The following is a 12,690-nucleotide window of genomic DNA, read 5'->3' as shown; positions in this document are numbered from 1 at the left end:
TGACAAATTTCCTTGCCGAAATGGCAATCTAGGGCGCATGGAACTCGATGACGTGCTGCAATCGGTGGGCCCGCGGCTGCGGGCGCTGCGGCAGGAGCGGGGCACGACGCTGGCGCAGCTCTCCAAGAGCACCGGCATCTCGGTCAGCACCCTGTCGCGGCTGGAGTCGGGCGGGCGCAAGCCCACCCTGGAGCTGCTGCTCCTGCTGGCCAGGGCCCACCAGGTCCAGCTCGACGAGCTGATCGACGCCCCCGTGACCGGCGACCCGCGCGTGCACATGAGGCCGACCAAGCGCTTCGGCATGACCTACATCCCGCTGAGCCGCCGGCCCGGCGGCATGCAGGCGTTCAAGCAGATCTACCCGCCGCACTGGCCGGGCTACGAACCGGAGCAGCAGGTCCACGAGGGCTACGAATGGCTGTACGTGCTGTCGGGCCGGCTGCGCCTGCTGCTCGGCAAGCACGAGGTGTTCCTGGAGGCGAGCGAGGTGGCCGAGTTCGACACGCGGACGCCGCACGCGTTCATCAACCCGGACGACGAGCCCTGCGAGGTGCTGGCCCTGTTCGGGCCGCAGGGCGAGCGCATGCACGTACGCGCCCGCCCCGCCGCCAAGTGACCCTGGGGCCTCAGCCGGTGAGGTCGGTCAGGTCGAGCCGGGCCAGGCGCTCCGGGTCGGCCAGGATGTCGATGGCCACGATGAGCCCGTTGGAGATCGTGAAGCTCATGACCGCCGACGGCTTGCCGTTCACCATGTTGATCACCCCGGCCATGCCGTTGACCAGCGCGTGATAGCCGGTGGACGGCGACTGGCTGCGGAAGGCCAGCGCCTGGCCGGCCACGTTCGCCGCGCCGCGGATCTCGGTCCAGCCGCCCGCGAGCACCGCGCCCTGGTCGGCGCGCAGCACCACGTCGGGGTCGAGCACGGCCACCAGCGCGCCGAAGTCGCCCTGGTGCGCGGCCGCGATGAACGCCTCGACGACCTTCCGCTGCCGGGACAGGTCGGGGTCGGGCACCGGCGCCGCGCCGCGCACCCGCCGCCGGGCCCGGCTGGCGAGCTGCCTGGCAGCGGCCGGTGAGCGGCCCACGAGCGGCGCGATCTCCTCGAACGGCACCGCGAACATGTCGTGCAGCACGAACGCCAGCCGCTCGGTCGGCGTGAGCGACTCCAGCACCACCAGCAGCGCCAGCCCCACCGAGTCGGCCACCAGCGCCGCCTGCTCCGGGTCGGCGGCGCCTTCACGGGTGACCACGGGGTCGGGCAGGTGCGTGGCCAGCGGCTCCTCGCGGCGGGAGGTGCGGGTGCGCAGCATGTCGAGGCACACCCGGCCGACGACCGTGGTGAGCCAGCCGCCCAGGTTGTCCACGCCGTCGGCGTCGGCCCGGCTGAGCCGCAGCCACGCCTCCTGCACCGCGTCCTCGGCCTCGCTGAGCGAGCCCAGCATCCGGTAGGCCACCGCCTTCAGGTGTCCCCGGTGCTCCTCGAAGCGGCCGGCCAGGAAATCGTGTTCGTTCATCGTGCCCCAACCCTGATTGTCGCAGTCCATCACTGCACTGACGTATCCGGGCGAGCCGATGTGACGGGACGACGTGACGGGCCGACGAGAGGCCGTTCACTCCAGCGCTGAGTGCCGCTTGGAGTAGGCGAAGTAGACGACCAGCCCGATCAGGAACCAGACGGCGAAGCGCAACCACGTCACCGGGTCGAGGAAGGTGATCAGCCAGATCGAGAAGACCACCCCGACGGCCGGGACCACCGGCATCCAGGGCGTGCGGAACGAGCGGGGCAGGTCGGGCTGCTGGTAGCGCAGCACGATCACCGCTACGCACACGACCACGAACGCCAGCAGGATCCCGATGTTCGTCAGCTCGGCCGCCTCCCGGATAGGCAGGAACCCGGCGATCAGCGCCGACGCGGCGCCCACGATCCAGGTGACCCGCGAGGGCACCCGCCGCACCGGGTGCAGCTTGGCGAACCACGCCGGCAGCAGCCCGTCACGGCTCATGGAGAACCAGACCCGGGTGACGCCCAGCATGAACGTGAACATGACGGTGAGGATCCCCACGATGGCCCCCACCGCGATGACCGTCGCCAGCCCCGACAGCCCCACCGAGGCGAAGGCCGAGGAGAAGCCGCTCTCCGGGTCGATCTCCCGGTAGTTCTGCATGCCGGTGAGGACGAGCGTGGCCAGCACGTAAAGGATCATGGAGATGACCAGCGAGTAGATGATCGCCCTGGGCATGTGCCGCTGCGCGTCCCGCGACTCCTCCGCCGCGGTGCTCATCGCGTCGTAGCCGAACACCGCGAAGAACACCGTCGCCGCGCCCGTGATCGCCCCGCCGAGCCCGAACGGGAAGAACGGCGTGTAGTTGGCGGTGTTGATGTGGAAGAAGCCGACCACGATCACCAGCAGCACGACCGCGACCTTGATGGCCACCACGAACGTCTCGAACCTGGCGGCGGCCCGGATGCCGAGGTTCAGCAGGTAGGCGATGATCAGGCAGAGCACCACCGCGAACAGGTCGACCACGCGCCCCTCGCCGGTGCCGGGCGCGCCGAGCATCCACGCGGGCAGCGTCAGGCCGAGCTGCTGGACGAGGAAGCCGAAATAGCCGGAGATGCCGATGGCCACCACCGCGACGATCGCGGTGTACTCCAGCAGCAGGTCCCACCCGATGAACCAGCCGACGATCTCGCCCAGGACCGCGTAGCCGTAGGTGTAGGCGGAGCCGGCCTTCGGGATGAGGCCGGCGAACTCGGCGTACGACAGCGCCGCGGCGGCGCTGGCCACCCCGGCGATGAGGAACGACACGAGCACCGCCGGCCCGGCGGTCTCGTTGGCGACCGCGCCCGCCAGGGCGAAGATCCCCGCCCCGATGATGCCGCCCACCCCGATGGCGGTGAGCTGCCACAGCCCGAGCGACCTGGACAGCTCGCCCTCGTGCTCGGTGGCGATCTGCTCCACCGGCTTGCGCCTGAACACGCCTCGCGAAGTGACCATGACGCCCCCACTGCCGATGTCTACTCCGTGGGTGCGACCTTCCCTCCTGGCCGCCTCCTAACCCGGATGCCCAGGTGAGGCGGCCCTTTCCCGGAGCACGTTCTTCTGGATCTTCCCGGTCGAGGTCTTCGGCAGCTCCCCGAAGAACACCGCCTTGGGCGCCTTGAAGTGCGCCAGCCGGGCGCGTACGTGCTCGATGAGCTCGGTCTCGGTGGCGGCCGAGCCGGCGGCCAGGCTCACGTACGCGACGGGCTCCTCGCCCCAGTGCGGGTGCGGCCGGGCGACGACCGCGGCCTCCTCCACGGCCGGATGGCTGACCAGCGCGTTCTCCACCTCGACCGAGGCGATGTTCTCGCCGCCGGAGATGATCACGTCCTTGGCGCGGTCGACGACCTGCACGTAGCCGTCCGGGTGCACCACCCCCAGGTCGCCGGTGCGGAACCAGCCGTCGGGGGCGGCCTTCTCCGTGGCGGCCGGGTCGCGGTGGTAGCCCACCATCACGTCGTTGCCGCGTACCGCGATCTCGCCGACCGTGGCGGCGTCGGCCGGCACGTCGCCGCCGTCCTCGGCGACGACCCGGATCCGCTGGGCGATCACGTTGCCCACGCCCTGGCGGGCCGTCAGGGCGGCCGACTCCTCGACGTCCAGGCCGCGCCACTCGGGCTGGGGCTGGCAGATCACGGCGGGGCCGTAGGTCTCGGTGAGCCCGTACAGGTGGATCACGTCGATCCCGGCCTGCAGGGCCCGGCCCAGCAGCGCGGGGCTCGGCGGCGCGCCGCCCACGCAGGCGAGCAGCCGCGGGTCGAGGGCGGCGGTGGGGGCGTCGCGATGGGCCAGCAACGACGTCAGCACGGTCGGCGCGCCGCACAGGTGGGTGACGCGGTGGGCGCGGATCAGCCGCCACGCCTCGCCGGGCTCCACCCTGGGCAGGCAGACGTGCCGGGCGCCGGCCAGCGTCACCGCCCAGGGGAAGCACCACCCGTGGCAGTGGAACATCGGCAGCGTCCACAGGTAGCTGCTCGCGGCCTCCAGCCTGGTGTGCAGCGCCATGGCCAGCGCCTGGAGGTAGGCGCCCCGGTGGTGGTAGACGACTCCCTTGGGGCGTCCCGTCGTGCCGCTCGTGTAGTTGATCGACAGCGGCGACAGCTCGTCCGCCACCGTCACCAGCAGCGGCTCGGCGGCGGCCACCAGCGCCTCGTACCCGGTGGCGGGCACCAGCCGCGGCGCGGCCCCGCTCCCGCGCGCCGCCTCCTGGGCGAGCTCGGCCAGGTCGTCGTCGTGCAGCAGCACCGACACCTCGGCGTGGCCGAGGATGTAGGCCAGCTCGCCGGCGGACAGGCGGATGTTCATCGGCACCAGCACCGCGCCGGCCGCCGGCACGCCGAAGGTGGCCTCCAGCAGCAGGTGCCCGTTGGCGGCCAGCACCGCGACCCGGTCCCCCGGCCGCACCCCGGCCGCGGCCAGCGCGCCGGCCAGCCGCCGCGCGCGCTCCCACAGCTCGGCGTACGTGAGCGACAGCTCGCCGTCCACGACCGCGAGCCGGGGCCCGAACACGGCCGCCGACCGGGCGAGGAAGCTCGTGGGCGTCAGGGGCTCGTACGACAGGCCGGGCAGCTGGTGTACGTGGTTCGCACTCATGTGCGGTTCATCACCCCTATCGTGGTGGATCACCTTCAGGCCATATTGGTGCGTGACAGGGCGTTCGAGCCAGAGGCGCGTACGGAAGGCTTGCCGGATGATCGAGACGGCCGACCACGACGGCATCGCCGTCCTGACCCTGAACCACGGGCCGGTGAACGCGCTGGACCTGGAGCTTCTCACCGCCGTCCCCGACACCCTGGCCGCCGTCGCCGACGCCGGCGCCGTCGTGCTGACCGGCAGCGGGCGGTCGTTCTCGGCCGGCGTGGACCTGAAGCGGATCGTCGAGGGCGGGCCGCGCTATGTCGAGGAGTTCCTGCCGGCGCTGAGCGTCGCGGCGCTGGCCCTGTTCGAGCATCCGAAGCCCGTCGTCGCCGCCGTGAACGGGCACGCCCTGGCGGGCGGGTGCGTGCTGGCGGCGGCCTGCGACCTGCGGCTGATGTCGGGCGGCACCATCGGCCTCACCGAACTGGCCGCTGGCGTGCCCTTCCCCACGGTGCCGCTGGAGATCATGCGCCACGCCGTCGGCCCGGCGCTGGACGCGCTGGTGCTCGGGGCCGGGCGGCTGACTCCCGGCCAGGCCCGCTCGATCGGCCTGGTGCACGAGATCGCCGAGCCCGGCCTGCTGCTCGCCGCGGCGCTGCGGCACGCGGAGGGACTCCGCGCCACGCCGCCCGACGTGTACGCCCTCGCCAAGCACCAGCTCCACCGGCCCGCCCGCGAGCGCATCGACGCCGCGCGGGCCTCGGACGATCCGCTGGTGCGGGAGATCTGGAGCTCCGAGCGCACGTTCGCGACCCTGCGCGGCTACCTCGCCTCCCTGCGCCGCTGAGCCCGCCCGCGCCGCTGAGCCAGCCGTGCGCCGCTGGGCCCGCCCTGCCCCGCTTTGCCCCCACCCCCGGCCGGATCCGGGGGACGTCCGTCCCGCGTTCCCCGGCGACAGCCTGAGACGCGACCGGACCGGAAGATCCGACGACCCAGGAGAGCCGATGGCGGTGGAGATCGTTTACGAGACGCATTCGATCAGCGACCACAACGAGTCCGGCATCGCGAGCGGCTGGCTGCCCGGCGAGCTGTCGGAGCGGGGCCGCGCGCTCGCCGCGGAGCTCGGCGAGCGCCGCCGCCACGACGGTCTGGCCGCCGTCTTCAGCTCCGACCTGCGCCGCGCCGTACAGACCGCGGAGATCGCCTTCGGCGGCTCGGGCATCCCTCTCCTGCGCGACCGGCGGCTGCGCGAGTGCCACTACGGCGAGCTCGACGGCATGCCCGTGAGCCTCCTGGAGGCGCGCCGCGGCCGGCACATCGACGAGCCCTGGCCCGGCGGTCAGAGCTACCAGGACGTGGTGAGGCAGACGAGCGACTTCCTCACCGAGCTCGCGGCCACGTGGGACGGCGGGAAGGTGCTGCTGATCGCGCATTCGGCCAACCGCTGGGCCCTCCAGCACCTCCTGCACGGCGTGCCGCTCGGCGACCTGGTCGACGCGCCGTTCGACTGGCGGCCGGGCTGGACCTTCCACCTGCCGGACGGCTGGACGGGCCCCGGCCGGCCCGCGTGACACACCCGTGTCCTCTACAGGCTGTAGAGTAACGCGCGGTGTCGAGGAAAGGGTGGAGCGTGCTGCGCTGGTTCCGGGTCGTGGCGGTGGCCGAGGCTTGCTCGTGGGCGGGTCTGCTGGTCGGGATGTTCTTCAAATACGTGGCCGCCACCGGCGAGCTCGGGGTGAAGGTGTTCGGCCCGATCCACGGGGCGCTGTTCGTGCTCTACGTGGCCGGGGTGCTGCTCTCGGCGCGGGAGGCGGGCTGGAGCCGGGGCGCGGTGGTGCTCGGCCTGGCGTGCGCGGTGCCGCCGTTCACCTCGCTGTGGTTCGAACGCCGGATGGCGGCGCGCACGGCGGCCGGGCAGCTCGCCTGACCCGCTCGCCCGCCCTGCTCGCCCGGATAGGCGCCCTCGCTAACATCCGTCGTCGAACGAGACGAAAGGCGCCCGAATGAGCGAGCACCCCCTGTGGCCCACGACCGGTGCGGCCACCATCACCGCCTTCCCCGTACGGAGCGAGCGCCCGGCCCCGGCCGTCGTGGTCCTCCCCGGCGGCGCCTACCAGCACCTGGCCGGCCACGAGGGCGCCCCGGTGGCGCGGTGGCTCAACTCGCTGGGCATCGCGGCGTTCGTCGCGCACTACCGGCTCGCGCCGCACCGCCATCCGCTCCCCCTCCTCGACGCGGCCAGGGCCGTGCGCTGGGTACGGCACCACGCCGCCGCCAACGGCGTGGACCCGGCCAGGGTCGGGGTGCTCGGGTTCTCGGCGGGCGGACATCTGGCCGGGCTGCTCGCCACCGAGACGGGCCCGATGCTGACGGAGGGGCCGCACGACGCGATCGACGAGGCCGACCCCCGCCCGGGGCTCGCCGTGCTCTGCTATCCCGTCACCACGCTCACCGGCCCGGCCGCCCACCAGGGATCCGCCGCGAACCTGGTCGGCGGGGACGCGCCCGAGTCCGTACGCGCCCGGCTCTCCCTCACCCACCGCGCCGGCCCCGCCACGCCGCCCACGTTCCTGTGGCACACCGCCGACGACGAGGCGGTCCCCGTCGAGAACACCCTGCGACTCGCGCAGGCGCTCGCCCGCCACGGCGTGCTCCAGGAGGTGCACGTCTATCCCAGCGGCCGGCACGGGCTCGGGCTGGCCGAAACGGACCCCGTCGTCGGCGACTGGACCCGGCGCTGCGCCGCCTTCCTGCGCGGCCGGGGATGGTGAGCAAGCCGCGAGACGGCATTATGCGGTAATCACATGATGCCATGCGGAACCCTTATTTGACCGCGCCGGAACCCGCTCGCCAGCATCGGGGAAAAGCGATCCGCGAACAGAGGGCGGTCATTTCATGGGGGCATTCAACCGTTATCGCGAGGCGCTGCGAATTCCCGGGATCGCCCGGGTCGTGGCCGCCGCGTTCCTGTGCCGCCTGCTGGCCGGGATGGTCAGCCTGGCACTCCTCCTGGCCGCCGTCGAGGCCGGCGGCGGGTACGCGAGCGCGGGCGCGGTCACGGCGGCGTACGCGGTCGCGCTCACCATCGCCGCGCCCGTCTGGGGCAGGCGGGCCGACCGGCTCGGGCTCAGCCGCTCTCTCGTCACGGGTGTGGCGCTGCAGCTCCTGGCGTTCGCCGCCTTCGTCGCGGCCGTGCTGCTCCTGCCCGAGCCGCCGCTGCTGGTGGCCGCCGCGTTCCTGGTGGGCTCGGTCAACCCGCCGTCCGGCGCGGTCACCGGCACCGTGTTCACCACGTACGTGACGGGCGCGCAGGCCCGCAGGACCCTGCTGGCGCTGAACGGGCTGATGACCGAGGGGGTCTTCATCGTGGGCCCCATGCTGGTGGGCGCGCTGGTCGCGGTGCTGTCCCCGCTGGCGGCCGTGGTGGCGACGGCCGTGGTCTCGACCGTGGGGGCGCTGTGGCTGGCCACCGCCCCCGCCGTCCGCGCCACCGGCCACGCGCGCTCTCCCGTGCCGACCGGCGAGTCCCCGCAGCCGTCCGGGCGCCGTTTCGGGTGGCCGGCGGGACAGGCCGGCATCCTGGCCGCGGTCGCGCTGGCCGCCGCCGGGATCGGCGCCGTGAACGTGACCGCCGTCGCCCACGCCACGCAGATCGGCGCCAGCGCGGGCCTGCTGCTCGGCCTGATGGCCGTCGGCGGCGTGCTGAGCAGCTTCCTGTACGGCGGCCTGCGGCTCCCCGGAACGCTGCCCGCCCAGCTCACGACCGTCCTGACCCTGTACGGCGCCTCCATCCTGCTGCTCGGCCTGGACCTCGGCCTGGTCGCCACGATGGCCACGCTGTTCGTCATCGGCTTCGCCAACGGCCCGGCCGACGCCATGGAGTCCGAGATCGTGGCCGAGCGCGCCGCCGAGGGCTCCCGTACGCAGGCGTTCGGCTGGCTGGTCTCGGCCAACTGGATCGGCTTCGCGGCGGGCACCTCCCTGACCGGCTACGTCATCGAGCGGGCCGGCACCCCGGGCCCCGGCGCGATCGTCGGCGCGGCCGCCTCCGTCCTGGCCGCCGCCGTGGCGCTGATCCGCCCCGGAACCACCGCCCGCGCGGCAACCCCCGAACCGCACATCCCCTGAGCGGCCCCACACCGGCGGAGGGCGTTCAGCCGGGCACGTGTTCGGCCGCCACCTCGGCGAACAGGCGCGTGAGTGCCGCCAGGCCCGGCACCTGCTCCGCGCTCTCGGCGGTCACCAGGTGGAGCCGCCGGCGCAGGTCCACGTCGTGCAGCCGGGTGAGCACGATGTCGGCGCGCACGTCGCGCCTGGCCAGCGACGGCACCAGCGTGATCCCGGCACCGGCCGCGACCAGCCCCTGCTTGCCCGTCCAGTCGTCGCAGTGGAAGCGCACGGCGGGCTCGTAGCCGGCGCTCTCCCGGAAGAGCCGGGCGAGGGGGCCCAGGCAGTCGGGGTGGCTGCCCTCGATCCAGCTCTCGCCGCCCAGGTCGGCGAGCGTGAGCCCGGGCCCGGCCAGGCGGTGGCCGCGCGGCAGGGCCACGAGCAGCTCGTCCTCGACGAGGAACCCCAGCTCCAGCCCGTCGAGGTCGCGGCCGTCCACGTCCCACTGCGTGACCAGCGCCAGGTGCAGCCGGCCCGACCGTACGTCGTCCACGTGCTGCTCGGGCACAGTGACGGGCAGCATGACCGGCGGCATGACCGGCGGCACGGGCATCTCGCGGGTGGGGCCGGCCCCGCGGTAGCGGCGGAAGACCTCGGGGACGAGCGAGACGTTGGCGCTGCTGAACGAGCCGAGCATGATGGGGCCGGGATCGTCCGGGCGCAGCGCCGCGAGCTGCCCGGCCGCCACGGCCAGCCGGTCGAGCACCGCCCGCGCGTGCCCGGTGAGCAGCTCCCCGGCGGGGGTGAGCTCCACGCCCGCCCCGGTACGCCGCACCAGCGGCAGGCCCGCCTGCCGTTCGAGCAGCGCGATGTGCCGGGAGACGGCGGGCTGCGTGTAGGAGAGCGCGGCGGCGGCCAGCGTCATCGACCCGTGGTCGGCGACGGCGACCAGCACGCGCAGCTTGGTGATGTCGAACACGGTGGCAATCTTATGGCCCGGTCATTTCGCGAATCGGGAAAGCGTGTCGAAATCCCGGCCGCCGGAATATCCGGTAAGGCGACGGGCCGTCATGATTGACCGCACGTTTGAAAAGGCGGCCATAAAAGCGTTCTGCTGATGGCGGCGGTGGCCCGGATCGTCCTGGCCGGCGTCCTCCGGGCCACCGCCTTTCAGGCGGCGGTGGCGGCGGCGCGCATGCGGTCGAAGTTGGCCACGTACTGCCGGTAGACGTCCTGGTCGTTCAGCCGCAGCAGCGTCTCGTCGTTGCGGCGCAGCGACGTCTCGTTGTAGTTGTGGCTGCCGGTGAAGACCCAGCGCGCGTCGCGGTCGCCGTCGTAGGAGCCCTCGATCAGCAGGTATTTGGAGTGGACGCGGCCGGGCAGGGCGCTGCCGGAGCCCAGGGCGCGCAGTTCGAGGCGAGGCTGCGCCGCCAGGACGGCCTTCACCTCGTCGTCCATGATCCCGTAGACGATCTGGACCGCGCAGCCGTCGCCCGCCAGGTCGCGCAGCCGCTCGGCGATGGCGATCCGGTAGGTGTCCCACTCGGACATGCCGAGCCTGATCGTCGTGCCGCCCTGGCAGGAGACCTTGTCCAGGTGGTCGACGATCGGGTCGCCGCTCGCCTTGGGGAAGAAGTGCGCGCGCACGCCGCGCGTCTGGACGACGCGGTAGTAGTCCAGGTTCTTCCGCTCGGCGGCCAGGTCGGCGAAGTAGGCGTCGTACGCGGCGTACAGGCGCCTGTTGCCGGGCAGGACGACGGCGTTGTTCCAGTACGTGGTGGAGTTCAGGTCGGTGAGGTTGGCCGACGACTGCACGACCACGTCGGAGGCCCGCCCGGCCCGCGAGAACAGGTAGAACTTGTTGTGCTGCCCCTTGTTCCCGACGCAGGCGGCGGTGCCGCCCGACATCGGCCCGGTGCACACGTGCACCCAGGAGTCGCCGGCGACGTCGGTGCCGAGCCCGGCCGCGAGCTGGGCGGCCACGGCCGCGCCCCGCTGGTCGCCGTCCAGCACGACGCGCACCTTGACGCCGCGCCGGTGGGCCTCGATCAGTGCGGCGGCGAACTCGGTGCCGGCCGTGCCGGACATGACGAAGTGCGCGACCTGGATGCTCGCCCCGGCGGGCGTCTGCCGGACGAGGCCGCAGAGAGTGCGCACGATGGCGGCCGGATCCCCGCCCACCGGCTCGCTGAACACCGCGCCGGTCGCCACGGGGGCGGTGGGTGCGTCAGCGCAGGCGGACGCCTGGGCGGCGGCCGTACCGGTGCCGGCGATCGCGGCGGTGGCCAGGACGGCGCCCGCCGCCAGGGCGGACAGGGACTTGCTCGGCATGCGGCACTCCTCGAACGTTGCGGCCAGCCTTGATCGGTGGTTATGGACTGGTCCGATAAAGATCGTGAAGGAGGCGCCCGCGATCACGATGACGTCTCGCCGACGGCGCGCTGAACGATCGGCGAACATCACCCGGCCCCGGCCGCACCCGTGACGGCGCCGTTTCAATCGGTCACCGGGGGAAGGTGACGGCTTCAATCGGTCACCGGGGTCAGGTGACGGCGCACGGGAAGCTCGGGCACACGAGGGGGACCATGAACGACGGATACGACCGGGTGGCGATCGTCACCGGGGCCGACTCCGGCATCGGCAAGGCCACCGCCGTGGCGCTGGCCGAGCAGGGGTTCGACGTCGGGATCACGTACCACACCGATCAGGAGGGGGCGGAGGAGACGGCTCGCCTCGTCCGCGGGCTGGGCCGGGCTCCGGCGGTCCGGGGGCACGACCTGACCGACCCCGTACGGGCCGCGGCCGTGGTGGACGAGCTGGCCGAGGAGCTGGGCGGGCTCGGCGTGCTGGTCAACAACGCGGGCACGGGCAGCCACGAGCCGCTGCTGGAGATGGGCTACGAGCGCTGGCGGTCGGTGCTGGCCGTGGATCTCGACGGCCCGTTCCTGTGCGCGCAGCGGGCGGCCCGGCGCATGGTCGCGGCCGGCCGGGGCGGCCGCGTGGTGAACGTCACCAGCGTCCACGAGGAGTACCCGAAGGTGGGCTCGGGGCCGTACTGCGCGGCCAAGGGCGGGCTGCGCCTGCTCAGCCAGGTCCTGGCGCTGGAGCTGGCCGACCACGGCATCACCGTCAACACGGTGGCGCCGGGCGAGATCGCCACCCCGATGACCGGGCAGGAGGACGTGCCGCCGCAGACGGGCAGCCGGCCCGGCAACCCCATCCCCAGGCCGGGCGACGCCCGCGAGGTGGCCGCCGTGGTGGCCTTCCTCGCCGGGCCCACGGCGTCGTACGTCACGGGGGCGACGGTGTTCGTCGACGGCGGCATGACCCTGATGGGGCCGCAGGGCGCCTCCGCCCTCGGCACCGGCGACTGGCGCGCGATCTAGACCGATGGCAGGGTCGGGGGCATGACCCGGCCCTCGATGTACGAGTACGCGGGCGGCGAGCCGGCCTTCCTGGCGCTCGCCGCCGCCCACCACCGGCGCTGCCTGCTCGACCCCGTGCTGAACCACCCGTTCTCCCGGGGGACGCGTCCCGACCACGTGCGGCGGCTGGCCGGCTACTGGGGCGAGGTGTTCGGCGGTCCCGACCGCTACTCGCGGGCCTCCGACGGCCATTCCGGGATGCTGGAGCTGCACGCGGGCAACGGCATGGAGGAGGACCTGGGCGAGCGTTTCCTGGCCTGTTTCCTGGGGGCGATCGACGACGCCGGGCTGCCCGCGGACCCGGAGCTGCGGGCGGGCCTGCGCGCGTACATGGAGTGGGCCGTCCGGGAGGTGCTGGCCTGCTCGCCGCGTGACGCCGAGGTGCCCGCCGGGCTGCCCGTGCCGCGCTGGTCCTGGCAGGGCCACGTATAACCGCAGGGGTAGGTCACCCTTCCGGGGCCGCCAGGATTCCTGTCTGCCAGGAGACTCTACGCACAGTATCCATTTGATTACTTTTAGTAGCGACTGCCTGCCGA

At 73.1% G+C, this 12,690-nt stretch carries 13 protein-coding genes; 8 read left to right on the top strand and 5 right to left on the bottom strand.

Annotated elements, in window-relative coordinates:
• Positions 1 to 37: 37 nt before the first annotated feature.
• On the top strand, positions 38 to 616 hold the full coding sequence (locus ACBJ59_RS22075; RefSeq protein WP_375112107.1) for a helix-turn-helix domain-containing protein: 579 nt from the start codon (positions 38 to 40) through the stop codon (positions 614 to 616).
• 10 nt (positions 617 to 626) lie between these two features.
• On the opposite strand, the gene sigJ is transcribed toward ACBJ59_RS22075, so the two are convergent.
• From sigJ to ACBJ59_RS22060, 3 genes are all read right to left on the bottom strand, one after another.
• The gene (gene sigJ, locus ACBJ59_RS22070; protein WP_375112106.1) at positions 627 to 1,514 is read right to left on the bottom strand and encodes an RNA polymerase sigma factor SigJ; all 888 of its coding nucleotides are present in this window, start codon (positions 1,512 to 1,514) and stop codon (positions 627 to 629) included.
• Between the two features lie 96 nt (positions 1,515 to 1,610).
• A complete protein-coding gene (locus ACBJ59_RS22065; protein ID WP_375112105.1) occupies positions 1,611 to 2,999 on the bottom strand; it encodes an amino acid permease in 1,389 nt (462 codons plus the stop codon).
• A gap of 57 nt (positions 3,000 to 3,056) precedes the next feature.
• Entirely contained in the window at positions 3,057 to 4,637 is a 1,581-nt protein-coding gene (locus ACBJ59_RS22060; RefSeq protein WP_375112104.1) for an AMP-binding protein, read from the bottom strand.
• Positions 4,638 to 4,734: 97 nt separating this feature from the next.
• On the opposite strand from ACBJ59_RS22060, the gene ACBJ59_RS22055 reads away from it, so the two are divergent.
• From ACBJ59_RS22055 to ACBJ59_RS22035, 5 genes are all read left to right on the top strand, one after another.
• Complete coding sequence (locus ACBJ59_RS22055) at positions 4,735 to 5,469, top strand: enoyl-CoA hydratase/isomerase family protein (protein WP_375112103.1); 735 nt, start codon at positions 4,735 to 4,737, stop codon at positions 5,467 to 5,469.
• Positions 5,470 to 5,626: 157 nt separating this feature from the next.
• Positions 5,627 to 6,193: a histidine phosphatase family protein gene (locus tag ACBJ59_RS22050; protein ID WP_375112102.1), complete on the top strand. Its 567-nt coding sequence runs from the start codon at positions 5,627 to 5,629 to the stop codon at positions 6,191 to 6,193.
• A gap of 38 nt (positions 6,194 to 6,231) precedes the next feature.
• On the top strand, positions 6,232 to 6,549 hold the full coding sequence (locus ACBJ59_RS22045; protein WP_375112101.1) for a DUF3817 domain-containing protein: 318 nt from the start codon (positions 6,232 to 6,234) through the stop codon (positions 6,547 to 6,549).
• A gap of 76 nt (positions 6,550 to 6,625) precedes the next feature.
• Entirely contained in the window at positions 6,626 to 7,393 is a 768-nt protein-coding gene (locus tag ACBJ59_RS22040; RefSeq protein ID WP_375112100.1) for an alpha/beta hydrolase, read from the top strand.
• Between the two features lie 124 nt (positions 7,394 to 7,517).
• The gene (locus ACBJ59_RS22035) at positions 7,518 to 8,750 is read left to right on the top strand and encodes an MFS transporter (protein WP_375112099.1); all 1,233 of its coding nucleotides are present in this window, start codon (positions 7,518 to 7,520) and stop codon (positions 8,748 to 8,750) included.
• 25 nt (positions 8,751 to 8,775) lie between these two features.
• On the opposite strand, the gene ACBJ59_RS22030 is transcribed toward ACBJ59_RS22035, so the two are convergent.
• Positions 8,776 to 9,708 (bottom strand): LysR family transcriptional regulator, encoded by a 933-nt coding sequence (locus ACBJ59_RS22030; RefSeq protein ID WP_375112098.1) that lies wholly within the window; start codon positions 9,706 to 9,708, stop codon positions 8,776 to 8,778.
• A gap of 191 nt (positions 9,709 to 9,899) precedes the next feature.
• Positions 9,900 to 11,060: a phosphatidylserine/phosphatidylglycerophosphate/cardiolipin synthase family protein gene (locus tag ACBJ59_RS22025; RefSeq protein WP_375112097.1), complete on the bottom strand. Its 1,161-nt coding sequence runs from the start codon at positions 11,058 to 11,060 to the stop codon at positions 9,900 to 9,902.
• Between the two features lie 254 nt (positions 11,061 to 11,314).
• Between ACBJ59_RS22025 and ACBJ59_RS22020 the strand changes: the two genes are divergently transcribed.
• On the top strand, positions 11,315 to 12,115 hold the full coding sequence (locus ACBJ59_RS22020) for an SDR family oxidoreductase (RefSeq protein WP_375112096.1): 801 nt from the start codon (positions 11,315 to 11,317) through the stop codon (positions 12,113 to 12,115).
• A gap of 21 nt (positions 12,116 to 12,136) precedes the next feature.
• Positions 12,137 to 12,586 (top strand): oxidoreductase, encoded by a 450-nt coding sequence (locus ACBJ59_RS22015; protein WP_375112095.1) that lies wholly within the window; start codon positions 12,137 to 12,139, stop codon positions 12,584 to 12,586.
• Positions 12,587 to 12,690: the final 104 nt, after the last annotated feature.

Source organism: Nonomuraea sp. MTCD27 (assembly GCF_041950495.1).
Lineage (GTDB): Bacteria > Actinomycetota > Actinomycetes > Streptosporangiales > Streptosporangiaceae > Nonomuraea.
Note: the sequence above shows the minus strand (reverse complement) of the source record. Positions and strands in the feature narration are given on the sequence as shown.